This is a genomic window from Pseudomonas alcaligenes, assembly GCF_014490745.1.
Classification (GTDB): domain Bacteria; phylum Pseudomonadota; class Gammaproteobacteria; order Pseudomonadales; family Pseudomonadaceae; genus Aquipseudomonas; species Aquipseudomonas alcaligenes_C.
In genome coordinates, this window is the sequence record NZ_LZEU01000001.1 from 2405926 (window position 1) to 2430871 (window position 24946).

At 63.5% G+C, this 24946-nt stretch carries 23 protein-coding genes; 19 read left to right on the forward strand and 4 right to left on the reverse strand.

Features of this window, described 5'->3' with window-relative positions:
* Window positions 1–43: 43 nt before the first annotated feature.
* From tpx to A9179_RS10925, 3 genes are all read right to left on the reverse strand, one after another.
* Window positions 44–544 carry a thiol peroxidase gene (gene tpx / locus A9179_RS10915; protein WP_187805827.1) on the reverse strand — a complete coding sequence of 167 codons (501 nt, stop codon included), beginning with the start codon at window positions 542–544 and terminating at the stop codon, window positions 44–46.
* A 161-nt stretch (window positions 545–705) separates the two neighbouring features.
* Entirely contained in the window at window positions 706–1227 is a 522-nt protein-coding gene (locus A9179_RS10920; protein ID WP_187805828.1) for a DUF3592 domain-containing protein, read from the reverse strand.
* A gap of 184 nt (window positions 1228–1411) precedes the next feature.
* Window positions 1412–2053 carry a GNAT family N-acetyltransferase gene (locus tag A9179_RS10925; protein WP_187805829.1) on the reverse strand — a complete coding sequence of 214 codons (642 nt, stop codon included), beginning with the start codon at window positions 2051–2053 and terminating at the stop codon, window positions 1412–1414.
* Window positions 2054–2231: 178 nt separating this feature from the next.
* Between A9179_RS10925 and xthA the strand changes: the two genes are divergently transcribed.
* From xthA to A9179_RS10945, 4 genes are all read left to right on the forward strand, one after another.
* A complete protein-coding gene (xthA, locus tag A9179_RS10930) occupies window positions 2232–3044 on the forward strand; it encodes an exodeoxyribonuclease III (RefSeq protein WP_187805830.1) in 813 nt (270 codons plus the stop codon).
* A 227-nt stretch (window positions 3045–3271) separates the two neighbouring features.
* Window positions 3272–4642, forward strand: a complete 1371-nt coding sequence (locus tag A9179_RS10935) for a substrate-binding domain-containing protein (RefSeq protein WP_187805831.1) — start codon at window positions 3272–3274, stop codon at window positions 4640–4642.
* 437 nt (window positions 4643–5079) lie between these two features.
* Entirely contained in the window at window positions 5080–6066 is a 987-nt protein-coding gene (locus A9179_RS10940) for a TerC family protein (protein WP_187805832.1), read from the forward strand.
* 10 nt (window positions 6067–6076) lie between these two features.
* Window positions 6077–6298 carry a hypothetical protein gene (locus A9179_RS10945; protein ID WP_187808665.1) on the forward strand — a complete coding sequence of 74 codons (222 nt, stop codon included), beginning with the start codon at window positions 6077–6079 and terminating at the stop codon, window positions 6296–6298.
* 190 nt (window positions 6299–6488) lie between these two features.
* Here A9179_RS10945 and A9179_RS10950 read toward each other — a convergent pair whose 3' ends face one another.
* On the reverse strand, window positions 6489–7718 hold the full coding sequence (locus A9179_RS10950; RefSeq protein WP_187805833.1) for an acyl-CoA dehydrogenase: 1230 nt from the start codon (window positions 7716–7718) through the stop codon (window positions 6489–6491).
* 144 nt (window positions 7719–7862) lie between these two features.
* Between A9179_RS10950 and A9179_RS10955 the strand changes: the two genes are divergently transcribed.
* The 15 genes from A9179_RS10955 to A9179_RS11025 all read left to right on the forward strand — a co-directional run bounded on the left by A9179_RS10955 (window position 7863) and on the right by A9179_RS11025 (window position 24924).
* Entirely contained in the window at window positions 7863–8804 is a 942-nt protein-coding gene (locus A9179_RS10955; protein WP_187805834.1) for a LysR family transcriptional regulator, read from the forward strand.
* A 202-nt stretch (window positions 8805–9006) separates the two neighbouring features.
* The gene (locus tag A9179_RS10960) at window positions 9007–9387 is read left to right on the forward strand and encodes a MerR family transcriptional regulator (RefSeq protein ID WP_187805835.1); all 381 of its coding nucleotides are present in this window, start codon (window positions 9007–9009) and stop codon (window positions 9385–9387) included.
* Window positions 9388–9435: 48 nt separating this feature from the next.
* Entirely contained in the window at window positions 9436–10599 is a 1164-nt protein-coding gene (locus A9179_RS10965) for an isovaleryl-CoA dehydrogenase (protein WP_187805836.1), read from the forward strand.
* Window positions 10600–10717: 118 nt separating this feature from the next.
* On the forward strand, window positions 10718–12325 hold the full coding sequence (locus tag A9179_RS10970) for a carboxyl transferase domain-containing protein (protein WP_187805837.1): 1608 nt from the start codon (window positions 10718–10720) through the stop codon (window positions 12323–12325).
* A 131-nt stretch (window positions 12326–12456) separates the two neighbouring features.
* On the forward strand, window positions 12457–13257 hold the full coding sequence (locus A9179_RS10975; RefSeq protein ID WP_187805838.1) for a gamma-carboxygeranoyl-CoA hydratase: 801 nt from the start codon (window positions 12457–12459) through the stop codon (window positions 13255–13257).
* Window positions 13254–15203 (forward strand): acetyl/propionyl/methylcrotonyl-CoA carboxylase subunit alpha, encoded by a 1950-nt coding sequence (locus A9179_RS10980; RefSeq protein WP_187805839.1) that lies wholly within the window; start codon window positions 13254–13256, stop codon window positions 15201–15203. The genes A9179_RS10975 and A9179_RS10980 overlap by 4 nt, the downstream gene beginning before the upstream one ends.
* A 114-nt stretch (window positions 15204–15317) precedes the next feature.
* Window positions 15318–16217 (forward strand): hydroxymethylglutaryl-CoA lyase, encoded by a 900-nt coding sequence (locus A9179_RS10985; RefSeq protein WP_187805840.1) that lies wholly within the window; start codon window positions 15318–15320, stop codon window positions 16215–16217.
* Window positions 16218–16306: 89 nt separating this feature from the next.
* Window positions 16307–17722, forward strand: coding sequence for a sigma-54 interaction domain-containing protein (locus A9179_RS10990; RefSeq protein WP_187805841.1), 1416 nt, complete (start codon window positions 16307–16309; stop codon window positions 17720–17722).
* Window positions 17723–17968: 246 nt separating this feature from the next.
* The gene (locus tag A9179_RS10995) at window positions 17969–19360 is read left to right on the forward strand and encodes a GntP family permease (protein ID WP_187805842.1); all 1392 of its coding nucleotides are present in this window, start codon (window positions 17969–17971) and stop codon (window positions 19358–19360) included.
* 62 nt (window positions 19361–19422) lie between these two features.
* A complete protein-coding gene (locus tag A9179_RS11000) occupies window positions 19423–20190 on the forward strand; it encodes a 3-hydroxybutyrate dehydrogenase (RefSeq protein WP_187805843.1) in 768 nt (255 codons plus the stop codon).
* A gap of 187 nt (window positions 20191–20377) precedes the next feature.
* The gene (locus A9179_RS11005; protein WP_187805844.1) at window positions 20378–22333 is read left to right on the forward strand and encodes an acetoacetate--CoA ligase; all 1956 of its coding nucleotides are present in this window, start codon (window positions 20378–20380) and stop codon (window positions 22331–22333) included.
* 119 nt (window positions 22334–22452) lie between these two features.
* Complete coding sequence (locus A9179_RS11010; protein WP_187805845.1) at window positions 22453–22812, forward strand: hypothetical protein; 360 nt, start codon at window positions 22453–22455, stop codon at window positions 22810–22812.
* 105 nt (window positions 22813–22917) lie between these two features.
* Window positions 22918–23328 (forward strand): DUF4288 domain-containing protein, encoded by a 411-nt coding sequence (locus A9179_RS11015; RefSeq protein ID WP_187805846.1) that lies wholly within the window; start codon window positions 22918–22920, stop codon window positions 23326–23328.
* Window positions 23329–23909: 581 nt separating this feature from the next.
* Window positions 23910–24425 carry a hypothetical protein gene (locus tag A9179_RS11020; RefSeq protein WP_187805847.1) on the forward strand — a complete coding sequence of 172 codons (516 nt, stop codon included), beginning with the start codon at window positions 23910–23912 and terminating at the stop codon, window positions 24423–24425.
* 247 nt (window positions 24426–24672) lie between these two features.
* Window positions 24673–24924, forward strand: a complete 252-nt coding sequence (locus tag A9179_RS11025; RefSeq protein WP_187805848.1) for a hypothetical protein — start codon at window positions 24673–24675, stop codon at window positions 24922–24924.
* Window positions 24925–24946: the final 22 nt, after the last annotated feature.

The following is a 24946-nucleotide window of genomic DNA, read 5'->3' on the forward strand; positions in this document are numbered from 1 at the left end:
AAAAACGGCCTGCAGAGCAGGCCGTCGGATGACGCTGGATGAATTACTTGAGGGCGGCGATGGCCGCGGCGTAATTCGGCTCGTCGGCGATCTCGCCAACCAGCTCGCTGTGCAGCACCTTGTCGTTCTCGTCCAGCACCACCACCGCACGCGCTGCAACACCCACCAGCGGGCCACTGCCGAAGGCAACACCGTAATCCTTGAGGAAGTTGGCGCCACGCATGGTCGACAGGTTGATCACGTTTTCCAGGCCCTCGGAGCCGCAGAAGCGCGCCTGGGCGAATGGCAGGTCGGCGGAGATGCACAGCACCACGGTGTTGGCCAGCTTGCTCGCCTCGGCGTTGAAGGTACGCACAGAAGTGGCGCAGGTCGGGGTGTCGATGCTCGGGAAGATGTTCAGCACTTTGCGCTTGCCGGCCAGGCTGGCCAGGGTCACGTCCGACAGATCCTTGCCAACCAGGCTGAAGGCCGGCGCCTGCTGACCGACCTGCGGCAGTTGGCCGTCGACCTGGATCGGGTTGCCCTTGAGAGTTACTTGAGCCATTTGAGTGTCCTTATCGCTGGAGTGAAGCGCGGCGCCATGGCAGCGCGCTGGGTAACTGACAGGTCTGCGCCTGTGGTGGTCACGAAGGTTAGCGCGATTGTGCGCTGCAAACAAAAAAGGCCTGCACAAATGGCAGGCCTTCCGTTGCAGTGCCAGCCAAATCAGGCCGCTTGCGCCTCACGCGGTACGAACAGGCGCGCCACGATCAGGATGTGCAGCACCAGGGCCAGCAGCGCCCCGACCGGCAGCATGATCAGCCAGCGTTTGAGCGAACCACCCAGGTCGGCCTGGGTCTGCAGGCGCTCGAGGCGGTCGAAATGGCTCGGATCCTGGTTGGAGAAAGCCACTTCCACCTTGGCTCCCTCCTCCAGGTACGGCTGGGCATTGTCCTCGGAGGTGGAGAACTCACCAACCTGCTGGGTGCCCTTGGCCTCGAAGGCGTAGGTGAAGTTGTAGGTCAGCGAGGTGCGCCCCTTGCGATGGTGCTCCTCGGTCACGTCCTTGAGGCTCACCGCAGCCGTTGCCACCGAGTGATCCTTGAGGATCGCAGTCGCCGTGCGATAGCCCGCGACGGAGGTGTAGCCGAGGAAGCCCAGGCCGACGACAAAGGCGGCGAAGCACAACCAGCGGGAAACCCGCGAAATCTTCTGGTGGGTGGCGGGCGAAGTTTTGAAGCTGAGCATGGTGATGTCCTTATGGCTTTCTTATTCGTGCATTCCGTTTTCGTACCCGGCAGGACAGCTGGCTCCGCCCGGTCTCCCCATAGCCCGGCAGCCCGGGCTGCACGCAGGCTACCCGGGCACTTGTAACAATTCAATACAGGAGGGACTGCCTCACCGTGCAGCGAGGCAGCACGAGCGACTGCCGCTAGGCGCTGGCCTGGCGGGCCGGCTGCGGATTGGGATGGAAGAACACGTGCTCGCGGATCGGCCCGACCGCCACCTCGCCGATTTCCTCGTAGCCCTGGCGGGCATAGAACTCCAGGTAGTGCGGGTTGCCGGTATCCAGCACCACGCCCTGGGAACCGGCGTCCTCGGCGCACCAGTCGTGCAGCGCGGTGAGCAGCTGCTCGCCAAGGTGCTGGCCCTGGAACTCCGGGTGCACGCCGAGCAGCGGCAGCACGTGGTAAGGCCCGGGCGGCAGGCAGGCGAGCACCGCGTCGTGGTATTCGAGATAGCGCTTGGTGCAGCGGAAACCGGTGGTCATCAGCATGCGCAGGCGCCAGCTCCAGCTCTCGGTGATGTCCAGGCGGCGCAGCGGCGGCGCGATCAGGGCGATGCCGACCAGGCGTTCCTCGATCAGCAGGCCAATGGCCGGCAACTCCTCGGCAAAGTGCTGCTGCACCAGCTCGCGCACCGTGGCGCGCACGCGCTGGTCGAAGCCGGGGCGCTCGCTCTCGAACAGATAGGCGAAGGTCGGGTCGTGGCGGTAGGCGTGGTACAGCAGCGAGCGGGCTTCGCGGACGTAACCGTGCTGCAGCATGCGGACTTCGGCGGTGCGATGGGGCATCAGGCTGACCTCATTTGTTATAGGTTTGGAACCTGCTCGCGGGCTGGCACGCAGCACCAGGCAAGCAGGTTCGTCGGGTCAGCTGCCAAGGTAGCATCGGCTCCGCGCCCCTGCCAGGCGCTGGCCGTCGTCCGGCCCCTGGGCTAGCATCGCCCTTTTCCCCTGTCGGTAGCTGCCCATGAAGATCGTTTCCTTCAATATCAACGGCCTGCGCGCCCGCCCTCACCAGTTGGCGGCGTTGATCGACAAACACCAGCCGGACGTGATCGGCCTGCAGGAAACCAAGGTCGATGATCCGCAGTTTCCCGAAGCGGAAATCCGTCAGCTCGGCTACCACGTGCACTACCACGGCCAGAAGGGCCACTACGGCGTCGCCCTGCTCTCGCGCCAGGAGCCACTGGAACTGCACAAGGGCTTCCCGGGTGACGCAGAAGACGCCCAGCGCCGCTTTATCTACGGCACCTACGCCGATGCCCAGGGCAACCCGGTGACCGTGATGAACGGCTACTTCCCCCAGGGCGAGAGCCGCGACCACCCGACCAAATTCCCGGCCAAGCAGCGCTTCTATGCCGACCTGCAAAACCTGCTGCTGACCCAGTTCAAACCCGAGCAGGCGCTGGTGGTGATGGGCGACATCAATATCTCCCCGGAAGACATCGACATCGGCATCGGTGAGGACAACCGCAAGCGCTGGCTGAAGACCGGTAAGTGCAGCTTCCTGCCGGAAGAGCGTGAATGGCTGGCGACCCTCAAGGGCTGGGGCCTGGTGGACAGCTTCCGCCATCTCAACCCGGCGGTGAACGACCGCTTCAGCTGGTTCGACTACCGCAGCCGCGGCTTCGAGGACGAGCCCAAGCGCGGCCTGCGAATCGATGTGATCCTGGCTACCGCCGCCCTGCAGGCGCGGTTCAAGGACAGCGGCGTCGACTACGAGCTGCGCGGCATGGAGAAACCCTCGGACCATGCGCCGATCTGGCTGGAGCTGAGCTGAGTCCACAGCGTCGTGGCGACTACCGTGTAGGGCGGGTGAAACCCGCGTGCTGACTCGCGGGTTTCACCCGCCCCACGCGCTGATCCACGCCACATGAAAGGCCATCACTACCGGTGGCCTTTTGCATGCTGGAATCCGCATGGCAGAGCACTGCGCTGTAACCTGACTGCAACTTTACCGACTTATTCTGCGCGCACTTTCCCTCCCTAGAAGAAGGTGTCCGCCGCATGTCGCGCGCCCCATCCGCCAGTGATCGGCAATCCTGCATCCTTGCCTATGTATGGCTGCTGCTCGGTTTCATCTGCTACGCCCTGCCCTGGTCGGTATTTGCTGCCGAACCCGCCGCGCTGATGCGCATCCAGGGTTCCAACACCATCGGCGCCAAGCTCGGCCCGGCACTGGTCAAGGGTCTGTTCGAGCAACAGGGCCTGCGCAATGTGCGCATCGCCGCCAGCGCCGCCGAAAACGAACAGCAGGTGCTGGGCGAGGACGACCAGGGCCGCACCCTCAGCGTCAACGTCGCCGCCCACGGCTCGGGCACCGGTTTCATCGCCCTGCAGGACGGTAGCGCCGACCTCGCCGCCTCGTCGCGACCGATCAAGGATGCCGAGGCCACTGCACTCATGGGCCTGCTGGGCGACATGCGCAGCCTGGCCGCCGAACAGGTGATCGCCATCGACGGCCTGGCCATCATCCTGCACCCGTCCAACCCCCTGTCCGCCCTGAGCACCGAGCAGCTGGCGCGCATCTTCTCCGGTGAAGTGCGCACCTGGGAGGAGCTCGGCGGCCGCGGCGGCGCCATCACCCTGTATGCCCGCGACGACAAGTCCGGCACCTTCGACACTTTCAAGGAACTGGTACTGGCCAGCCACGGCAAGAGCCTGGCCGCCAGCGCCAAGCGCTACGAGTCGAGCGACCAGCTGTCCGACGGAGTCAGCCAGGATCCCAGCGGCATCGGCTTCATCGGCCTGCCCTATATCCGCCAGAGCAAGGCGGTGGCCATTGCCGACGGCGAGTCCCAGCCGATGCTGCCCAGCGCCACGCTGATCGCCACCGAGGACTACCCGCTGTCGCGCCGCCTGTTCTTCTACAACCCGCCAGGCACCAGCAACACCTGGGTGCAGGCGCTGGTGCAGTTCGCCCACAGCCCGGCCGGCCAGGCGATTGTCGAGAAGAGCGGCTTCATCCCGCAGACCGTGCAGGCGGTCAAGGTCGCCAGCAACCCGGCCATGCCCGACGACTACCGCCAACTGGCCGAGCAGGCCCAGCGCCTGTCGGTGAACTTCCGCTTCCAGGAAGCCAGCGCCACCCTCGACAACAAGGCCCAGCACGATGTCGACCGGGTGCTCGAATACCTCAAGAGCCACGACAAGCTGCATCACCAGGTGGTGCTGGTCGGCTTCGGCGACCCGAAGAGCGATCCGGCCCGCGCCGCCCTGCTGTCCAAACTGCGCGCCATGGCCGTACGTCGCGAACTGGCCAAGGGCGGGGTGATCTTCCGCGACATCACCGGCCTCGGCGAACAGCTGCCGGTAGCCGCTAACAGCGGCGACGAAGGCCGCCTGAAGAATCGCCGGGTCGAAGTCTGGGTCTACTGAGAGACTGAGTAGGCTCTCCCGTAGGGTGCGCTGTGCGCACCGGCAAGTCCGCAGCCGGCCTCTGGTGCGCACGCCCACTACGGAACCCGAGGCACGACAAATCTTGTAACCGCCCCGGGTTTGCCTCCCTCGACGCCACTCTTTAGCCTGCAAGGAGTGGCGCCGGGCCCCTCTGGCGATGAGCATTCATCGTGATGTCGGAGTCACTGTCAGAACCTGCTTCCAATCTCCTGACTCGCGGCCATACCGCGTTAAAAGCGGTCTCAAAATGCTCATTTACACTGCGTAAACTGCGCTTTTTTCGGCCCCTTTTATTCGCTGGCACTCACCCTTCGGGCCAGCCTGCGGCTGTTACTCCCGTTGGTCGTTGGCCTTGTCTGGCTCTAATTCAGAAGATTGAAAACAGGTTCTCTGATCAATCAGTGATGGAGGGCCCGATGAACGAACTGCTGCTATTCCTCAATTCCCCCCTGCTCGGCACCGCCACCTGGCTGTGGCTGGCTTTCCTGGCCATAGTCGTCGCCCTGCTGGTGTTCGACCTCGGCATACTGCACCGCGACCAGCACGAAATCGAAATGCGCGAGAGCCTGCTGCTGTACAGCGGCTACTTCAGCGTCGGCGTGCTGTTCGGCGTGTGGGTGTGGTTCGAGCTGGGCGCGCAGAGCGCGCTGGAGTTCTACACCGGCTTCCTGGTGGAACAGTCGCTGTCGATGGACAACGTGTTCGTCATGGCGATGATCTTCGGCTTCTTCGGCATCCCGCGGCGCTACCAGCACCGCGTGCTGTTCTGGGGCATCATCGGGGTCATCGTGCTGCGAGCGATCATGATCGGCCTGGGCACGGCGCTGGTGCAGGAGTTCGAGTGGATTCTCTACCTGTTCGGCGCCTTCCTGCTGTTCACCGGGGTGAAGATGCTGTTCAGCCGCGAGGAACAGCATCCGGACTTGGCGCAGAACCCCATGCTGCGTTTTCTGCGCCGGCACATCCGCATGACCGACGAGCTGCACGGCGGGCACTTCTTCATTCGTCGCCCCGACGCCCAGGGCAAGCTGCTGCTCTACGCCACGCCGCTGTTCCTCGCCCTGCTGCTGATCGAGCTGGCCGACCTGGTGTTCGCCGTGGACAGCGTGCCGGCGGTGTTCGCCATCACCCAGGATCCGTTCATCGTCTACACCTCGAACATCTTCGCCATCCTCGGCCTGCGCTCGCTGTACTTCGCCCTGGCGGCGCTGATGCACCGCTTCGTCTACCTCAAGTATGCCCTGGCCCTGGTGCTGATCTTTATCGGCAGCAAGATCTTCCTGCACGGCTTTATCGGCAAGATTCCCGCCCTGCTCTCGCTTGGCGTAACCTTTGGCCTGTTGGCGGGCGGCGTACTGCTGTCCCTGCTGCGAACCCGCGACAGGCCACAAAGCGAGCAGTAATGTGCAGGATGTGCGGATCGAAACCCGCGAGCTGAAGGGGCGCCGGCTGTGGCTGGTGCATATGGGCAAGCGCGCCGTGAGCTTCCACGAGGAGCTGGCCGCGCGCACCTTTGCCGCCCAGTTGCACATGCGCCTGGGGTGGCTGCGCGAGCAGGCTCAGGCGGAGAATTTCGCTAGCCGGCCACCTGAGCTTTCGAGTTCGCCCCCTGGATTCCCGCTTGCGCGGGAATAACGGAGTGGGTGGAATAACCTCGCTGCCTCCCCACACCTCGTCATTCCCGCGCAGGCGGGAATCCAGCACCGGCAGCACCGTTCATTCTTGCCAACTGAAACCAGCGAGACAGCACCGCCAGCAACCCACTCCCGACTGAAAACGACAAGGCCCGCATTTGCGGGCCTTGTGCTTACTGAGCGAGCCGGGATCAGCGGCTGGCTTTCATCGCTTCACGCGGTACGTACTTGCCGATCTCGAACTTGCCGATCGCCGCGCGGTGCACTTCGTCCGGGCCGTCGGCCAGGCGCAGGGTGCGCTGCATGGCGTAGAAGTACGCCAGCGGCGTGTCGTTGGAAACACCGGCACCGCCGTGGATCTGGATGGCGCGGTCGATCACGTTGAGCGCGACGTTGGGGGCCACCACCTTGATCTGGGCGATCTCGCTCTGGGCGATCTTGTTGCCCACGGTGTCCATCATGTACGCGGCATTCAGGGTCAGCAGGCGCGCCTGGTTGATCTCGATGCGCGAATTGGCGATGTGGTCGATGTTGCCACCCAGGCGCGCCAGCGGCTTGCCGAAGGCGGTGCGACTGACGGAGCGCTTGCACATCAGTTCCAGCGCGCGCTCGGCCATGCCGATGGAGCGCATGCAGTGGTGGATGCGGCCTGGGCCAAGGCGACCCTGGGCGATCTCGAAGCCGCGGCCCTCGCCGAGCAGCACGTTCTCGTAGGGTACGCGGACGTTCTCGAACAACACTTCGGCGTGGCCGTGCGGTGCGTCGTCATAGCCGAATACCGGCAGCGGACGCAGGATCTTCACCCCGGGGGTATCGGTCGGCACCAGGATCATCGAGTGCTGCTGGTGACGCGGCGCGTCCGGGTTGGTCAGCCCCATGAAGATCATGATCTTGCAGCGCGGGTCGCAGGCGCCGGAAGTCCACCACTTGCGGCCGTTGATCACCCACTCGTCACCATCGCGCACGGCGTTGGCCTGCATGTTGGTGGCGTCGCTCGAGGCCACGCCCGGCTCGGTCATGGCGAAGGCGGAACGGATCTCGCCGGTGAGCAGCGGCTCCAACCACTGCTTCTTCTGCGCTTCGCTGGCGTAGCGCACCAGGGTTTCCATGTTGCCGGTATCCGGTGCCGAGCAGTTGAACGGCTCGGAGCCCATCAGCGAGCGGCCCATGATTTCGGCCAGCGGCGCGTATTCCATGTTGGTCAGGCCGGCACCGTACTCGGACTCCGGCAGGAACAGGTTCCACAGGCCCTCGGCTTTGGCCTTGGCTTTCAGCTCTTCCATGATCGCGGTCGGCTGCCAGCGGTCGCCTTCGTTGACCTGCTGCTCGAACACGGCCTCGTTCGGATAGACGTGGGTGTCCATGAAGGCGGTGACGCGTTCACGCAGTTCCTGAACCTTGGGGGAGTAGGCGAAATCCATGGCATTACCTTGATGGGTGGCTTCGATGTGGAAATGATGCTAGAACAGCACCCACGATTTATCTAACCTATTTTCCCGACTTATCAACATTCATAAGCAATATGTGACTGGCTTGAATTTGGCGCGGAAACACAGGAGCGGGCAATGAACTTGAACAAGGTCGATCTCAACCTCTTCATCGTCTTCGACGCCATCTATACCGAGGCCAACCTGACCCGTGCCGGGCAGATAGTCGGGATTACCCAGCCGGCGGTATCCAACGCCCTGGCCCGCCTGCGCGAGACCTTCAACGACCCGCTGTTCGTACGCACCGCCCAGGGCATGGTGCCCACGCCGATGGCGCAGAACATCATCGGCCCGGTGCGCAACGCCCTGCAGCTGCTGCGCGTGTCGGTGCAGGAAAGCCGCACCTTCACCCCGCAGCAGGCCAACAAGACCTACCGCATCAGCATGACCGACCTCACCGAGGCCGTTGTCCTGCCGCCGCTGTTCCAGCGCCTGCGCCGCCTGGCGCCGACCGTACAGATCGAGAGCTTCCTGGCCAAGCGCCGCGAAACCACCAAGGAGCTGGCTGCCGGCCGCCTGGATTTCGCCGTCGACGCACCGCTCAACACCGACCCGCAGGTGCGCCACGTCAAGTTGATGGAAGACCGCTACGTCTGCGCACTGCGCCCCAACCATCCACTGGCCAAGGAAAAACTGAGCCTGGATGAATACCTGTCGCTGACCCATATCCAGATCTCCAGCCGCCGCAGCGGCCTCGGCTATGTCGACCTGTCGCTGGGCAAGATGGGCCTGCAGCGCAAGGTCGCCCTGCGCTCGCAGCACTACCTGATGGCCACCTCGGTGCTGCTGGGCACCGACATGGTGATGACCGTGCCCGAGCGCTTTGCCCGCCGCCATGGCCTGCACTATGTGCAGCTCCCGGTCAGTGACGTGCCCTCCCTGGAAACCCACCTGTACTGGCACGAAAGCACCGACCAGGATCCGGCCAACCGCTGGATGCGCGAGCAGATCATCGAGATCTGCCAGCAGGTTACCGCCCAGGAAAAGAAACTCGACACAGAAGCCAAAACCTTAGCTTGATTCGCTAACCGACTGATTTTATTGAAAACCTGCGCAATCATCCCGTAGGGCGGGTGCAACCCGCGACGCCGGCAACGCGGGTTTCACCCGCCCTGCACCTGGAGCCCCGCCTTGCGGGGCTTTTCTTTGCCTGCGGCTCTCGTTGACGTAAACGTCAACCTGCTTTACGTTAACGTAAAGCAGAAATATCGACGAGCACGGCATGGCCCTCACCTACAGCATTTCCGATCTGGCCCGCGAGCTGGACATCACCACCCGAGCCATTCGCTTCTACGAGGAGCAAGGCATGCTCGCCCCCGAGCGCCGTGGCCAGGAACGCGTCTACACCGCCAAGGACAAGGTCACCCTCAAGCTGATCCTGCGCGGCAAGCGCATCGGCTTCTCCCTGGCCGAGTGCAAGGAACTGATCGAGCTGTACGACCCGGCCAGCGGCAACCGCGTCCAGTTGCACACCTTCATGGCCAAGATCAGCGAGCGCCGCGCCCAACTCGAACAGCAGTTGCTGGATATCCAGCAGATGCAGCTGGAGCTGGATACGGCCGAAGAGCGCTGCCTGGCAGCACTCGAACAAACTCAAGCCTGAACAAATATTTATCTACCAAACTTAATAAAGACAATTACAGGTGGAACCATGAGCTACCCGACCCTCAACTTCGGTCTCGGCGAGACCATCGACATGCTGCGTGACTCGGTGCACCAGTTCGCCCAGGCCGAGCTGGCCCCGCGCGCGGCGCAGATCGACCGCGACAACGAGTTCCCCATGGACATGTGGCGCAAGTTCGGCGACATGGGCCTGCTCGGCATGACCGTGGAAGAGGAATACGGCGGCACCAACATGGGCTACCTGGCCCACGTGGTGGCGATGGAAGAGATCAGCCGCGCCAGCGCCTCGGTCGGCCTGTCCTACGGCGCGCACTCCAACCTGTGCCTGAACCAGATCCGCAAGAACGGCACCCACGAGCAGAAGGCCAAGTACCTGCCCAAGCTGTGCTCCGGCGAACACATCGGCGCCCTGGCCATGAGCGAGCCGAATGCCGGCTCCGACGTGGTATCGATGAAGCTGCGCGCCGAGAAGCGCGGCGACCGCTACATCCTCAACGGCAACAAGATGTGGATCACCAACGGCCCCGACGCCAACACCTACGTGATCTACGCCAAGACCGACATCAACGCCGGTTCGCGCGGCATGACCGCGTTCATCGTCGAGCGCGACTACAAGGGCTTCTCCCGCCACCAGAAGCTCGACAAGCTGGGCATGCGCGGCTCCAACACCTGCGAACTGGTGTTCGAGGACGTGGAAGTACCGGAAGAGAACATCCTCGGCGGCGAAGGCCGTGGCGTGGCCGTACTGATGAGCGGCCTGGACTACGAGCGCACCGTGCTCTCCGGCGGCCCGACCGGGATCATGAGCGCCTGCATGGACGTGGTGCTGCCCTACGTGCACGAGCGCAAGCAGTTCAAGCAGTCGATCGGCGAGTTCCAGCTGGTGCAAGGCAAGCTGGCCGACATGTACGCCGGCATGAACGCCTCCAAGTCCTACCTGTACAACGTGGCCAAGGCCTGCGACCGCGGCGAGGAATCACGCAAAGACGCCGCGGCGGTGATCCTCTACACCGCCGAAATGGCCACCAAGATGGCCCTCGACACCATCCAGCTGCTCGGCGGCAACGGCTACACCAACGAGTACCCAGCCGGCCGCCTGCTGCGTGACGCCAAGCTCTACGAGATCGGCGCCGGCACCAGCGAGATCCGCCGCATGCTGATCGGCCGCGAGCTGTACAACGAGACCAAGTGACTGACTGATCCTTCTCCCCCTGGGAGAAGGTGCCCGAAGGGCGGATGAGGGGCACGCCAAGTCCCCTCACCCCAGCCCTCTCCCAGAGGGAGAGGGAGCAAAAGCATACGAGGCATACATGGCCATCCTGCATACCCAGATCAACACCCGCTCGCCGGAGTTCGCTGCCAATAGCGCAGCCATGCTCGCCCAGGTCAGCGACCTGCGCGCCCTGCTCGCCCGCGTCCACGAAGGCGGCGGCGCCAAGGCCCAGGAACGCCACACCTCGCGCGGCAAGCTGCTGCCGCGCGAACGCATCAACCGCCTGCTGGATCTCGGCTCGCCCTTCCTCGAGGTCGGCCAATTGGCCGCCCACGAGGTGTACGGCGAGGACGTGCCGGCCGCCGGTGTGGTCGCCGGTATCGGCCGTGTCGAAGGCGTCGAGTGCATGATCATCGCCAACGACGCCACGGTGAAAGGCGGCAGCTACTACCCGCTGACCGTGAAGAAGCACCTGCGTGCGCAGACCATTGCCCAGCAGAACCGTCTGCCGTGCATCTACCTGGTGGACTCCGGCGGCGCCAACCTGCCGCGCCAGGAAGAGGTGTTCCCCGATCGCGAGCACTTCGGCCGCATCTTCTTCAACCAGGCCAACATGAGCGCTCAGGGCATCCCGCAGATCGCCGTGGTCATGGGTTCCTGCACCGCCGGCGGCGCCTATGTGCCGGCGATGAGCGACGAGACCATCATGGTGCGCAACCAGGCCACCATCTTCCTGGCCGGCCCGCCCCTGGTGAAGGCCGCCACCGGTGAAGTGGTGACCGCCGAGGAACTGGGCGGCGCCGACGTGCACTGCAAGACCAGCGGCGTGGCCGACCACTATGCAGAGAACGATGAGCACGCCCTGGCCCTGGCTCGGCGCTGCATCGCCAACCTCAACTGGCGCAAGCTTGGCCAGCTGCAGGCCCGTACTCCACTCGCCCCGCTGCACGCGGCGGACGAGCTGTACGGAGTGATCCCGGCCGACGCCAAGCAGCCCTTCGATGTGCACGAGGTGATCGCGCGCATCGTCGACGGCAGCGAGTTCGATGAGTTCAAGGCGCTGTTCGGCACCACCCTGGTCTGCGGCTTCGCCCATGTCCACGGCTACCCGGTGGCGATCCTGGCGAACAACGGCATTTTGTTCGCCGAGGCCGCGCAGAAAGGCGCGCACTTCATCGAACTGGCCTGCCAGCGCGGCATCCCGCTGCTGTTTCTGCAGAACATCACCGGCTTTATGGTCGGGAAAAAATATGAAGAGGGCGGCATCGCCAAGCATGGCGCCAAGCTGGTCACCGCCGTGGCCTGCGCCAAGGTGCCGAAGTTCACCGTGATCATCGGCGGCAGCTTCGGCGCCGGTAACTACGGCATGTGCGGCCGCGCCTTTGAGCCGCGCTTCCTGTGGATGTGGCCCAACGCGCGAATCGGCGTGATGGGCGCCGAGCAGGCCGCCGGCGTGCTGGTGCAGGTCAAGCGCGAGCAGGCGGCCCGTGCCGGCCACCCGTTCAGCGACGAGGAAGAGGCGCGCATCAAGCAGCCCATAGTCGCCCAGTACGAACAGCAGGCGCACGCCTACTACTCCAGCGCCCGCCTGTGGGACGACGGCGTGATCGACCCGGCGCAGACCCGCGACGTCCTCGGCCTGGCCCTCTCCGCCAGCCTCAATGCGCCCATCGAGCCGACCCAGTTCGGCGTGTTCCGGATGTAAGACCTTTGACTCCCCTCTCCCTTTGGGAGAGGGGCCGGGGGTGAGGGATGCCATATGCAACTCGCCCCATACCCTCACCCCAGCCCTCTCCCGGAGGGAGAGGGAGCAAAAGCACAATGCCTGGAGCCGTTATGACCGACTTCACTACCGTACAGCTGGAAAAAGACCCGCGCGGCTTCGCCACCCTGTGGTTGGATCGCCCGGAGAAGAACAACGCCTTCAACGCCGAGATGATCCGCGAGCTGATCCTCGCCATCGACACGATCGCCGCCGACAAGACCCTGCGTTTCCTGCTGCTGCGCGGCCGTGGCAAGCACTTTTCCGCCGGCGCCGACCTGGCTTGGATGCAGTCCTGCGCCAAGCTGGACTACAACGCCAACCTGAATGACGCCCGCGAACTGGCCGAGCTGATGTACAACCTGCATGGCCTGAAGATCCCCACCCTGGCCGTGGTACAGGGCGCGGCTTTCGGCGGCGCGGTTGGCCTGGTCAGTGCCTGCGACATCGCCATCGGCAGCGAGGACGCGCTGTTCTCCCTGTCCGAAGTGCGCATTGGCCTGGCCCCGGCGGTGATCAGCCCATTTGTCGTCCAGGCCCTGGGCGAGCGCAATGCGCGGCGCTATGCGCTGAGCGCCGAACGCTTCAACGGCGACCGCGCCCGTGCCCTTGGCCTGCTGGCCGAGTGCTACGCCACCAGCGAACTGGAAACCCAGGTCGAGCACTGGATCAGCAACCTGCTGCTAAACAGCCCGCAGGCCATGCAGGTGAGCAAGGATCTGCTGCGCGAAGCGGCCAGCGGCGTGCTCACCCCGGCCCTGCGCCGCTACACCGAGAACGCCATCGCCCGTATCCGCGTCAGCCCGGAAGGCCAGGAAGGCCTCAACGCCTTCCTGGAAAAACGCACGCCCGCCTGGCAGGAGCCGCAAGCATGAGCCGCAAGCACATCGACACCCTGCTGGTGGCCAACCGCGGCGAGATCGCCTGCCGGGTGATGCGCACCGCCAAGGCCCAGGGCCTGAAGACCGTGGCCGTGCACAGCGCCATCGACGCCCATGCGCGGCATGTGCGCGAGGCTGATCTGGCGGTGAACCTCGGTGGTGCCAAGCCGGCCGAGAGCTACCTGCTGATCGACAAGATCATTGCCGCGGCCAAGGCCAGCGGCGCCCAGGCCATTCACCCGGGCTATGGCTTCCTCTCCGAGAACGCCGGCTTCGCCAGCGCCATCGAGGCCGCCGGCCTGGTGTTCCTCGGCCCGCCCGCCTCCGCCATCGATGCCATGGGCAGCAAGTCGGCGGCCAAGGCGCTGATGGAAGATGCCGGCGTGCCGCTGGTGCCCGGCTACCACGGCGAGGCCCAGGACGTGGAAACCTTCCGTGTCGCCGCCGAGCGCATTGGCTACCCGGTGCTGCTCAAGGCCGCAGCCGGCGGTGGCGGCAAGGGCATGAAAGTGGTCGAGCGCGAAGCCGACCTGGCCGAGACCCTGGAATCCGCCCAGCGTGAAGCCCAATCGGCCTTCGGCGACTCGCGCATGCTGGTGGAGAAATACGTGTTGCAGCCGCGCCACGTGGAGATCCAGGTATTCGCCGACAGCCACGGTAACTGCCTGTACCTCAACGAGCGCGACTGCTCAATCCAGCGCCGCCACCAGAAGGTGGTCGAGGAAGCCCCGGCCCCGGGCCTCTCGCCCGAGCTGCGCCGCGCCATGGGCGAGGCAGCGGTCAAGGCCGCCCAGGCCATCGGCTATGTCGGCGCCGGCACCGTAGAGTTCCTGCTGGACGCCCGTGGCCAGTTCTTCTTTATGGAAATGAACACGAGGCTGCAAGTTGAGCACCCGGTCACCGAGGCCATCACCGGCCTCGACCTGGTGGCCTGGCAGATCCGCGCCGCCCGTGGCGAGGCGCTGCCGATCACCCAGGCGCAGGTGCCGCTGAATGGCCACGCCATCGAGGTGCGCCTGTACGCGGAAGACACCGACAACGACTTCCTGCCCGCCTCCGGCGACCTCAAGCTGTATCGCGAGCCGGCTGCCGGCGAAGGCCGCCGGGTGGACAGCGGTGTGGTCGAGGGCGATACCGTCTCGCCCTTCTACGACCCCATGCTGGCCAAGCTGATCGCCTGGGGCGAAGACCGCGAACAGGCACGACAGCGCCTGCTGGCCATGCTGGAAGAGACCGCCGTCGGCGGCTTCGCCAGCAACCTGCCCTTCCTGCGTCGCGTGCTGGCCCATCCGGCCTTCGCCGCTGCCGAGCTGGATACCGGCTTTATCGCCCGTCATCAGCAGCAACTGCTGCCGGCCGTGGCCGAGCTGCCGAGCGAATTCTGGCAACTGGCCGGCGAAGCCTGGCTACAGAGCGAGGCACCGCGTCGCAGCCACGAGGACTATCACTCGCCGTGGAGCGGCAACCTCGGCTGGCGCGCCGGCCTGGCCAGCGAGACCGATCTGCAGCTGAGCTGCGGCGAGCAGCGCCAGACCGTGCACCTGCGCGGCGCGCTGCAGTCGCAGCTGCTGGGCGAGCAACTGTGGCTCGAGCAGGACGGCCTGCGCCGTGCCCATCGTGCCATCCGCCAGGGCGATGCGCTGTATCTGGAGTGGCAGGGCCGCCTGCACGAAGTGCGCAAGGTCGACCCGATTGCCGAGGTCGAGGCCAGTCACGCCCAGCACGGCGGGCTGACGGCGCCGATGAACGGCAGTATCGTGCGCGTGCTGGTCGAACCTGGCCAGCTCGTCGAAGCCGGCACCGCGCTGGTGGTGCTGGAAGCCATGAAGATGGAGCACAGCATCCGCGCGCCCCACGCCGGCACGGTCAAGGCGCTGTACTGTGGCGAAGGCGATATGGTCAGCGAAGGCGCTGCGCTGGTGGAGCTGGAAGAGGCCTGATCGCAAGATCTACATAGCAAGAAGCTTTTGTAGGGGCGAGCTCTGCTCGCGAATGGCTCTGCACAGCCTGATTCGCGAGCAGAGCTCGCTCCTACGGGAATTGGAGAAATAAGCATGAATCTGCCCCAACACGTCCGCCTGGTCGAAGTCGGCCCGCGCGACGGCCTGCAGAACGAGAAACAGCCGATCAGCGTGGCCGACAAGGTGCGCCTGACCGACGACCTCAGTGCCGCCGGCCTGAGCTACATCGAGGTGGGCAGCTTCGTCTCGCCCAAGTGGGTGCCGCAAATGGCTGGCAGCGCCGAGGTGTTCGCCCAGATCCAGCGCAAGCCCGGTGTGGTCTATGGCGCGCTGACGCCGAACATGCAGGGCTTCGAGGCAGCCGTGGCCGCCGGAGTCAAGGAAGTCGCAGTGTTTGCCGCCGCCAGCGAGGCCTTCTCGCAGAAGAACATCAACTGCTCGATCAGCGACAGCCTGCAGCGTTTCGTGCCAGTGATGGAGGCTGCCAAACAGCACGGCATCAGCGTGCGCGGCTATGTCTCCTGCGTGCTCGGCTGCCCCTACGAGGGTGAGGTGGCGCCCGAGCAGGTCGCCAGCGTGGCCGCCGAACTGTTCGCCATGGGCTGCTATGAAGTGTCCCTTGGCGACACCATCGGCACCGGCACCGCCGGCGCCACCCGCCGCCTGTTCGAGGTCTGCGCTGGCAAGATCCCGCGCGACAAGCTCGGCGGGCATTTCCACGACACCTATGGCCAGGCCCTGGCCAATGTCTACGCCAGCCTGCAGGAAGGCATCGCCGTGTTCGACAGCTCGGTCGCCGGCCTGGGCGGCTGCCCCTATGCCAAGGGCGCCACCGGCAACGTCGCCACCGAAGATGTGCTCTACCTGCTGAACGGCCTGGGCATCGACACCGGCATCGACATGGACAAGCTGATCGCCGCCGGCCAGCGCATCTGCGATGTGCTCGGCCGCGCCAATGGCTCGCGCGTGGCCCGCGCCCGTCTGAGCGTGTAAGGCACCGACGCGGGTTGCACCCGCCCTACGCGAGCCGAATCGTCGGGCGGGTGAAACCCGCGGAACCTTCTTAACCAGCGAGATCAGCGATGAAAGACGCCTCCACCCTGCGCGACTACCAGCACGTACGCCTGTTGGCGATCCGCTCGCTGTTCGAGATCGTCGAGCAGTCCAGCGAGGGCACGGTGATCGTCGACAAGGACGCGCGCATCGTCTGGATGAACGAGCGCTACGCCCGCCGCTATGGCCTGGACGACGCCAGCCAGGCGATCGGCCAGGAAGTGGAGAAGGTCATCCCGTCCAGCCTGCTGCGCCAGGTAGTGGAGACCGGCGAACCTATCCTGCTGGACATGCTCGATACCCCCGGCGGCCCGCTGGTGGTGATGCGCCTGCCGGTGCACGACGATGCCGGCGCGGTGATCGGCGCCATCGGCTTCGCCCTGTTCGACCAGCTGCGCAACCTGGCGCCGCTGGTGACCCGCTTCATGCAGATCCAGGAGGAGCTGGCCTCGACCCGCTCGCTGCTGCAGGCGCGCCAGGCCAAATACAGCTTCGCCCACTTCATCGGTACCAGCGCCGCCAGTCTGGAGGTCAAGCGCCGCGCCCGTCGCGGTGCAGCCAGCGAGTCGCCGGTGCTGCTGCTCGGCGAAACCGGCACCGGCAAGGAGCTGCTGGCCCATGCCATTCACAGCTCTTCGCCGCGGGCGCACAAGCCCTTCGTCAGCGTCAACTGCGCGGCGATTCCGGAAACCCTGCTGGAGGCCGAGTTCTTCGGCACCGCGCCCGGCGCCTTCACCGGCGCCGACCGCAAGGGCCGCTCCGGCAAGCTGCAGATCGCCCAGGGCGGCACCCTGTTCCTCGACGAGATCGGCGACATGCCGCTGGCCCTGCAGAGCAAGCTGCTGCGCGTGCTGCAGGAGAAGGAGTTCGAGCCGGTCGGCTCCAACGAAGTACGCCGCAGCGACGTGCGCCTGATCGCCGCCACCTCGCTGGATCTGGAGGCCGCTGTACAGGAGGGCCGCTTCCGCGCCGACCTGTACTACCGCCTCAACGTCCTGCCGATCCAGCTGCCGCCGCTGCGCGAGCGCCTGGACGACCTGCCGGCACTGTGCGAGGCGATCCTCGACGAGCTACCCGGCCATCATGAGCTGGACAACGAGGCCCAGACCCTGCTCGCCAGCCATGCCTGGCCGGGCAATATCCGCGAGCTGCGCAACGTGCTGGAGCGCACGACCCTATTGAGCGACGAGCCGAGCCTGGGCGCAGAAGCTCTGCGCTCGGCCATCGGCCGACTCGTGCCGCTGCCCAGGCACCGCGCGGCGGCGCCAGACGCCATTGCTTCGCCAGCCACCAGCCTCTCTGCAGCCCTTGAAGCCTACGAGCGCGAGCTGATTCGCCAGGCCTTGGCCGAACACTCCAACAACGTGCCGGAGGCCGCCAAACACCTGGGGCTGGGGCGCTCCACCCTGTACAAGAAGATGCTCGCCCTGGGGCTTTCGTCCTGAAACAGAGACACATGTCTCCATGTGGAGACACGACCTGAAGCCCGAACTTTCTGGCATCTGCGCAAATGACGTCTCTATTTAGAGACAAAGCACTAAAATCCAATTCATAAAAAATCAAGATAATCCTTTAATTTCAATAAGTTAAATATTTGGCATGGAAGTCGCTATCTCCTGCTCCGCGCCCTCTCCGGTCGCCGACAACAACAATGAATGCCGCGCAGCGACGCGGCGCCAGGAGACAGCTCCATGAGCGTGATCATCGCCCTCGCGGCCCTAGCCCTGCTGATGCTGGCCGCGTACCGCGGCTACAGCGTCATCCTCTTCGCCCCCATCGCCGCCCTCGGCGCCGTGCTGCTCACCGACCCATCCGCCGTGGCGCCCGCCTTCACCGGCGTGTTCATGGAGAAGATGGTCGGCTTCATCAAACTGTACTTCCCGGTGTTCCTGCTCGGCGCCGTGTTCGGCAAGCTGATCGAACTATCCGGCTTCTCGCGCTCCATCGTCGCCGCCGCCATCCGCCTGCTCGGCACCAACCAGGCCATGCTGGTGATCGTGCTGGTCTGCGCCCTGCTCACCTACGGCGGCGTGTCGCTGTTCGTGGTGGTGTTCGCCGTGTACCCATTCGCCGCCGAGATGTTCCGCCAGAGCAACATCCCCAAGCGCCTGATCCCGGCCACCATCGCCCTCGGCGCGTTCAGCTTCACCATGGACGCCCTGCCCGGCACCCCGCAGATCCAGAACATCATCCCCACCACCTTCTTCGGCACCACCTCCTGGGCGGCGCCGTGGCTGGGCGTGATCGGCACCCTGTTCGTGTTCAGCGTCGGCATGCTCTATCTGCGCCGCCAGCTGAACAAGGCCAAGCGCAGCGGCGAGGGCTACGGCACCGAGCTGCGCAACGAGCCAGAGACGGCGGACGACCTGGCCCTGCCCAACCCCTGGCTGGCGCTGTCGCCGCTGGTGCTGGTGGGCCTGTCCAACCTGCTGTTCACCCGCTGGATTCCGGAAATCTACGGCAAGACCCACAGCCTGCAACTGGCCGGCATGGCGCAGCCGGTGACCAGCGAAGTGGCCAAGCTGACCGGCATCTGGGCCGTGCAGGCCGCGCTGCTGCTGGGCATTCTGCTGGTGCTGATCTGCGGCTTCCGCGCAATCAAGGCCAAGCTCGCCGAAGGCACCAAGACTGCGGTCGGCGGTGCGCTGCTGGCATCGATGAACACCGCCTCGGAATACGGCTTCGGCGCGGTGATCGCCTCGCTGCCCGGCTTCCTGGTACTGGCCGATGCGCTGAAAAGCATCCCCAACCCGCTGGTCAACGAAGCGGTCACCGTCACCCTGCTGGCCGGCATCACCGGCTCGGCCTCGGGCGGCATGAGCATCGCTCTGGCAGCCATGTCCGACACCTTCATCCAGGCCGCCAACGCCGCCAATATCCCGCTGGAAGTGCTGCACCGCGTCGCCTCGATGGCCTCCGGCGGCATGGACACCCTGCCGCACAACGGCGCGGTGATCACCCTGTTGGCAGTCACCGGCCTGACCCACCGCGAGGCGTACAAGGACATCTTCGGTATTACCCTGATCAAGACCCTGGCCGTGTTCGTCGTGATCGGCGTGTTCTACGCCACCGGCATCGTTTAACCGTAGGGCGGGTGTAGCCCGCGACCGGGCCGCCGAGGCGGCCCGTGCAACAGGAGAAGCATATGAATCTGCAAGGCAAGACCGCCCTGGTCACCGGTTCCACCAGCGGCATCGGCTTAGGCATCGCCCTCAAGCTGGCCGAAGCCGGCGCCAACCTGGTGCTCAACGGCTTCGGTGACGTGGAGGCGGCCGTGGCGGCCGTAACCGTCCACGGCGGCCAGGTGCGCCACCACCCGGCGGACATGAGCAAGCCTGTGGAGATCGAAACCCTGGTGCGCTACGCCGAGGAACAGTTCGGCGGCGTCGATATCCTGGTCAACAACGCCGGCATCCAGCATGTGGCGCCGGTGGAGGAATTCCCGGTGGAGCGCTGGGATTCGATCATCGCCATCAACCTCAGCTCCGCCTTCCACACCACGCGCCTGGCGCTGCCGGGCATGCGCGCGCGCAACTGGGGGCGGATCATCAACATCGCCTCGGCCCACGGCCTGGCGGCCTCGGCCGGCAAGAGCGCCTACGTGGCGGCCAAACACGGCCTGGTCGGCCTGACCAAGAGCGTGGCGCTGGAAACCGCCACCACGGGCGTCACCTGCAACGCCATCTGCCCGGGCTGGGTGCTGACCCCGCTGGTGCAGAAGCAGATCGACGCCCGCGCCGTGGATGGCGACGTCGCCCGCTCGCGCCATGACCTGCTGGCCGAGAAACAACCGTCACTGGATTTCGTCACCCCCGAACAGCTCGGCGCGCTGGCCCTGTTCCTCTGCAGCGAGGCCGCCGAACAGGTACGTGGCGCCGCCTGGAACATGGACGGTGGCTGGCTCGCCCAGTAGGAGTCTGTTTACGAGCCTCTGAATTAGAGCCAGACAAGGCAACAACGGCCGAAGAAGCGCAGTTTACGGGTTGTAAATGAGCATTCTGAGGGCGTTATTAACGCGGTCTGGCCGCGAGTCAGGGGGGCGTAAATAGGCTCTGTCCTTACCCTACAATCGACACATACAAGAAGTTCAGGATTGCCGCATGAACCAACCACTTTGGGCCCCCTCCGCCGAACGCATCGCCGCTACCCGCATGGATGCCTTCCGCCTCTTCGTCAACCGCCGCCACGCCCTGCAACTGGCCGACTACCCGGCCCTGCATGCCTGGAGCGTGGACAAGCGCGAGGCGTTCTGGCAGGCCATCGTCGACTTCTTCGAGGTGCGCTTCAGCGCCCAGCCCGCGGCCGTGCTGCGTGAAGGTGCAGCCATGCCCAGCGCGCACTGGTTCCCTGGCGCCACTCTGAACTTCGCCGAACACCTGCTGCGCCGCCGCGACGATCATCCGGCGCTGGTCGCCATCGGTGAGGACGGCTCGCGCGAGCAGCTCAGCTACGCGGAATTGGCCGCCCATGTCGCCGGTCTGCAACGCAGCCTGAAGGCCGCCGGCGTCGGCATTGGCGATCGCGTCGCCGCCTTCATGCCCAACACCTGGCAGACCCTGGTCGGCATGCTCGCCACCACCAGCCTCGGCGCCACCTGGTCGAGCTGCTCGCCGGACTTCGGCACCCAGGGCGTGATCGACCGCTTCGGCCAGATCGAGCCCAAGGTACTGATCGCCGCCGCTGGCTACCGCTACGCCGGCAAGAACCTCGACCTGACGCCCAAGCTCAACGAGATTCTCGAGCGCCTGCCCAGCCTGCAGCAGCTGGTGGTGGTGCCCTACTCCAACCCGAACGCCCAGCCGCGCGACTTCAAGACGGTCGCACCTGTGGCGCTGTGGGGCGACTTCTACCAGGCCGGCGGCGAGCCCGAGTTCACCCAGGTGCCGTTCGAGCAGCCGCTGTACATCCTCTACTCCAGCGGCACCACCGGCGTGCCCAAGTGCATCGTCCACGGTGCCGGCGGCACCCTACTGCAGCACGTCAAGGAGCTCGGCCTGCACGCCGACCTGCATGCCGACGACACCCTGTTCTACTACACCACCTGCGGCTGGATGATGTGGAACTGGCTGATCTCAGGCCTGGCCCTCGGCGCCACCCTGGTACTGTTCGACGGCTCGCCCTTCCACCCTTCTGCCTCCCGCCTGATCGACCTGATCGACGCCGAGAACATCAGCATCTTCGGCACCAGCGCCAAGTTCATCGCCGCCCTGGAAAAGGCCGGTGCCAAGCCGCGTGAAACGCACAAGCTGAGCCGACTGAAGGCCATCCTCTCGACCGGCTCGCCGCTGGCCCACGAGAGCTTCGAGTACGTCTACCGCGATATCAAGCGCGATGTCTGCCTGTCCTCCATCTCCGGCGGCACCGACATCGTCTCCTGCTTCGCCCTCGGCAACCCGGTGCTGCCGGTGTGGCGCGGCGAGTTGCAATGCAAGGGCCTGGGCATGGACGTGCAGGTATGGGACGACGCCGGCAAGCCGGTCATCGGCGTGAAGGGCGAACTGGTCTGCGCCAAGCACTTCACCTCCATGCCGGTGGGCTTCTGGAACGACGCCGACGGCGAGAAATTCCGCAGCGCCTACTTCGACACCTTCCCCGGCGTGTGGGCCCATGGCGACTACGCCGAGGAGACCGAACACGGCGGTCTGGTCATCCATGGCCGCTCGGATGCCGTGCTCAACCCCGGCGGCGTACGCATCGGCACCGCCGAGATCTACCGCCAGGTGGAAAAGGTCGAGGAAGTGCTGGAATCCATCGCCATCGGCCAGGACTGGGACGGCGACGTGCGCGTGGTGCTGTTCGTGCGCCTGCGCGAGGGCGTAGCGCTGAACGACGAGCTCAAGCAGCGCATCTGCCAGGTCATCCGCGCCAACACCACCCCGCGCCATGTGCCGGCCAAGGTCATCGCCGTGGCCGACATCCCGCGCACCATCAGTGGCAAGATCGTCGAACTGGCCGTGCGCAACGTGGTGCACGACAAACCGGTGAAGAACACCGACGCCCTGGCCAACCCGCAGGCGCTGGAGCTGTACCGCGACTTGCCAGAGCTGCGTAACTGACCCTCGCGGAGCGGCCAATCCAGTGGCCGCTCCCATTGCATCGCCATATTGAGCAAAAGGCCATCACTGGGGCAGACTGCGAGTAACCAAGGACGCTCGCTCCAACCCCAGGTGGCAATATGGAAGTTGTCAAAACCCTCAAGCCCGGCAGTAACGGCACCAAACGCCTCGTCGACATCTACGGCGAAAGCCTGGTCGCCGTCCGCTACCGCCTCGACCGCGAAAAACAACTCAGCTACACCACGGTCGAGCTGATCATCGAACACAAGCCAATCCTCGCGCCAACCCTAAACACTGCCGCTGCACGTTTGCACCAAGAACGCCAGCGTGTTGCCGTGCGCATTCGCTATGCCGAAACAGAACTGCAGAGCCTGGTGAAAAAAGCCGGCGGCAAGTGGGATCCCGATAACCGTGTCTGGCTGATCCGCTACGGCGACGCGATAAGACTCGGCCTCAAAGAACGGATCGTCCAAGAGTGATGGTCAGATATAGCCACGCGATGGCTACATCTGGGTATAGGTTCCTACATATAGGAAGCTATCCAGATGTAGGCATGTCGCCTACTTATAGTTAGGCCCACTTAAATGAGCAATGAGATCCCAACAAAGAACATAAGCCCATACGGCTGGTGGGTAGCCACATTAATAGAGCGCTTTGAATTTGATGATGAAGACAGATCAAACGATAAGCGCCGCTGTCGCGCATTTGCAAACACAGTAATCTTCAAAGCAGAAGATCGTGAGAAAGCCTATTTTAAAGCCATCGAATACGGCAACTTAGGAATTGACAATAAAAGCGACTGGTCAGATGGCAAAGGAAGAAAAGGGCGCTGGGTATTTGAAGGCCTATCCAGCTTGCTGCCTATTTATGACGAAATAGATCCTGACGGAACAGAAATTGCCTTTGAAGACAATTCAAATATAAGTGTCAGCAGGGTGAAATCATGGGTTCGCAAAAAGATAGAGCTTGAAGCATTCGACGACTCAACGGATTAAGCCTAACAATGCGCTCAACTATCGCTCACTCCGTTCGCTGGACAGCCAAAAGCTACGCTTTTGTCTGCCCGTTAGCTTAATCGTTAGGCACATATGGAACAAACCCGAACCGACACAATATCCACTGACAACCCCAGCACGTTGCCGACGTACTCGCCAACTACGGGTCCGAAACTTTGGAAAATTTTCTGGCTGGCATATGTCGCGCCAGTGGTAGCTTGGCATGTAGTTCTTAACTACATGTACTACTCGCAGGCTTTTATTAGCACCATGATCTCAGCTGTGGAAATCACGGGCCTGCCCCCTAAAAAAGCAATATGGCTGTCAATCATTGCACCGCTATATTGCTACAGCATATTTTGCTGGTATTTGGTCTGGAAGCACGCAAGAAATACAAACATAAACATATGGGGTCATATTGCGAGGCTAGTTACGCTAGTGCATATGCTATGGTACGCATCAAAAGCCATCAGCACTTGGGCAGGTGCCTAACAATGCGCTCAACTATCGCTCACTCCGTTCACTGGACGTCAAAAAGCTACGCTTGTTGTCACCCGCCAGCTTAACCGTAGGCCTTCTAGATGAATAAATATATTTTCCGCTTCTTATTTATATTGGCAGCCTGCCCTAGCGCTCAAGCAGAGAGCAGCAAACATGAAAATTTCAAAGTCATTTCATTCTCTCAAGGGGAAATGAGAGAAATAGATGGGAATTGGGCGATTTACAAAGAGAACGAAGAACTAACATACAAAGCAAACGGGATATGCATTTTTAATAATAAGGCCATACCCTGCATGTGGTACGGGTATCTTTTAGAGTACGACTCATTTGGACGGGACGTAAATTTAATCTGCAACGACCACCAGGATTCACCCACTGACTTTGGCAATCCTAGCGAACTAATTGAGAAGAATGCTAAAGAATTTAGCTACACGATCCCGCTAAAGGGGACTGAAAGAACCTTCATTAACCTTCAGTACACCTCTGCTGGAGGCACAAATAAAATAACCAGATCTGCGACTACTTGCTCCGTGGACGGGAAGCCGGTTCTAAAATTTAAACAGAGTATCGTAATGGAGCGCCGTGTAAAAATCTAACAAGTCGTTCAGTAAACGACGCCACGCACTGTCGCTTAACTCTAGCGCTGATCTCCATTAGCTTAGCTGCCATATCGAAACCAGACGGTCGAGTCTGAGCAAAAATTGAGACTTACCAAATAGCAGCGGCAGGACAACTGGCTCTAAACTCGCTTCGGTTAAACCAGCAACAACACACAAATCCTAATCAGAAGATTTCTCCACATTCGAGACCTCCACGTAGAGCCAAGCAGCAAGGAGCGCCGCCATGACCATTCTCATATATGCAGCAATCGGACTAGCCCTCTTCATTATCGTCCGCACCTACACCTCCATGAAAATCCAGAGTCTGCGCGCTAAAGGGCTATATCCAGAGCCTGGCCAGGCAACAATGCAGCATGTTGTGAATCTAGTTAGCGCCGGCAACAAGCCTTTTGCTATCAAGGTTTATCGAGAAATTCACGGAGCAAGCCTGAAACAAGCCAAAGAAGCCGTTGAAAAACTAGCCAGCACGACATAATCGCCAATTCGAAATTTCGCAC

What these genes read in the sequence shown, in the direction of transcription:
- tpx (WP_187805827.1), bottom strand. Translation starts at nt 544, where the DNA reads ATGGCTCAAGTAACTCTCAAGGGCAACCCGATCCAGGTCGACGGCCAA.
- A9179_RS10920 (WP_187805828.1), bottom strand. Translation starts at nt 1,227, where the DNA reads ATGCTCAGCTTCAAAACTTCGCCCGCCACCCACCAGAAGATTTCGCGG.
- A9179_RS10925 (WP_187805829.1), bottom strand. Translation starts at nt 2,053, where the DNA reads ATGCCCCATCGCACCGCCGAAGTCCGCATGCTGCAGCACGGTTACGTC.
- xthA (WP_187805830.1), top strand. Translation starts at nt 2,232, where the DNA reads ATGAAGATCGTTTCCTTCAATATCAACGGCCTGCGCGCCCGCCCTCAC.
- A9179_RS10935 (WP_187805831.1), top strand. Translation starts at nt 3,272, where the DNA reads ATGTCGCGCGCCCCATCCGCCAGTGATCGGCAATCCTGCATCCTTGCC.
- A9179_RS10940 (WP_187805832.1), top strand. Translation starts at nt 5,080, where the DNA reads ATGAACGAACTGCTGCTATTCCTCAATTCCCCCCTGCTCGGCACCGCC.
- A9179_RS10950 (WP_187805833.1), bottom strand. Translation starts at nt 7,718, where the DNA reads ATGGATTTCGCCTACTCCCCCAAGGTTCAGGAACTGCGTGAACGCGTC.
- A9179_RS10955 (WP_187805834.1), top strand. Translation starts at nt 7,863, where the DNA reads ATGAACTTGAACAAGGTCGATCTCAACCTCTTCATCGTCTTCGACGCC.
- A9179_RS10960 (WP_187805835.1), top strand. Translation starts at nt 9,007, where the DNA reads ATGGCCCTCACCTACAGCATTTCCGATCTGGCCCGCGAGCTGGACATC.
- A9179_RS10965 (WP_187805836.1), top strand. Translation starts at nt 9,436, where the DNA reads ATGAGCTACCCGACCCTCAACTTCGGTCTCGGCGAGACCATCGACATG.
- A9179_RS10970 (WP_187805837.1), top strand. Translation starts at nt 10,718, where the DNA reads ATGGCCATCCTGCATACCCAGATCAACACCCGCTCGCCGGAGTTCGCT.
- A9179_RS10975 (WP_187805838.1), top strand. Translation starts at nt 12,457, where the DNA reads ATGACCGACTTCACTACCGTACAGCTGGAAAAAGACCCGCGCGGCTTC.
- A9179_RS10980 (WP_187805839.1), top strand. Translation starts at nt 13,254, where the DNA reads ATGAGCCGCAAGCACATCGACACCCTGCTGGTGGCCAACCGCGGCGAG.
- A9179_RS10985 (WP_187805840.1), top strand. Translation starts at nt 15,318, where the DNA reads ATGAATCTGCCCCAACACGTCCGCCTGGTCGAAGTCGGCCCGCGCGAC.
- A9179_RS10990 (WP_187805841.1), top strand. Translation starts at nt 16,307, where the DNA reads ATGAAAGACGCCTCCACCCTGCGCGACTACCAGCACGTACGCCTGTTG.
- A9179_RS10995 (WP_187805842.1), top strand. Translation starts at nt 17,969, where the DNA reads ATGAGCGTGATCATCGCCCTCGCGGCCCTAGCCCTGCTGATGCTGGCC.
- A9179_RS11000 (WP_187805843.1), top strand. Translation starts at nt 19,423, where the DNA reads ATGAATCTGCAAGGCAAGACCGCCCTGGTCACCGGTTCCACCAGCGGC.
- A9179_RS11005 (WP_187805844.1), top strand. Translation starts at nt 20,378, where the DNA reads ATGAACCAACCACTTTGGGCCCCCTCCGCCGAACGCATCGCCGCTACC.
- A9179_RS11010 (WP_187805845.1), top strand. Translation starts at nt 22,453, where the DNA reads ATGGAAGTTGTCAAAACCCTCAAGCCCGGCAGTAACGGCACCAAACGC.
- A9179_RS11015 (WP_187805846.1), top strand. Translation starts at nt 22,918, where the DNA reads ATGAGCAATGAGATCCCAACAAAGAACATAAGCCCATACGGCTGGTGG.
- A9179_RS11020 (WP_187805847.1), top strand. Translation starts at nt 23,910, where the DNA reads ATGAATAAATATATTTTCCGCTTCTTATTTATATTGGCAGCCTGCCCT.
- A9179_RS11025 (WP_187805848.1), top strand. Translation starts at nt 24,673, where the DNA reads ATGACCATTCTCATATATGCAGCAATCGGACTAGCCCTCTTCATTATC.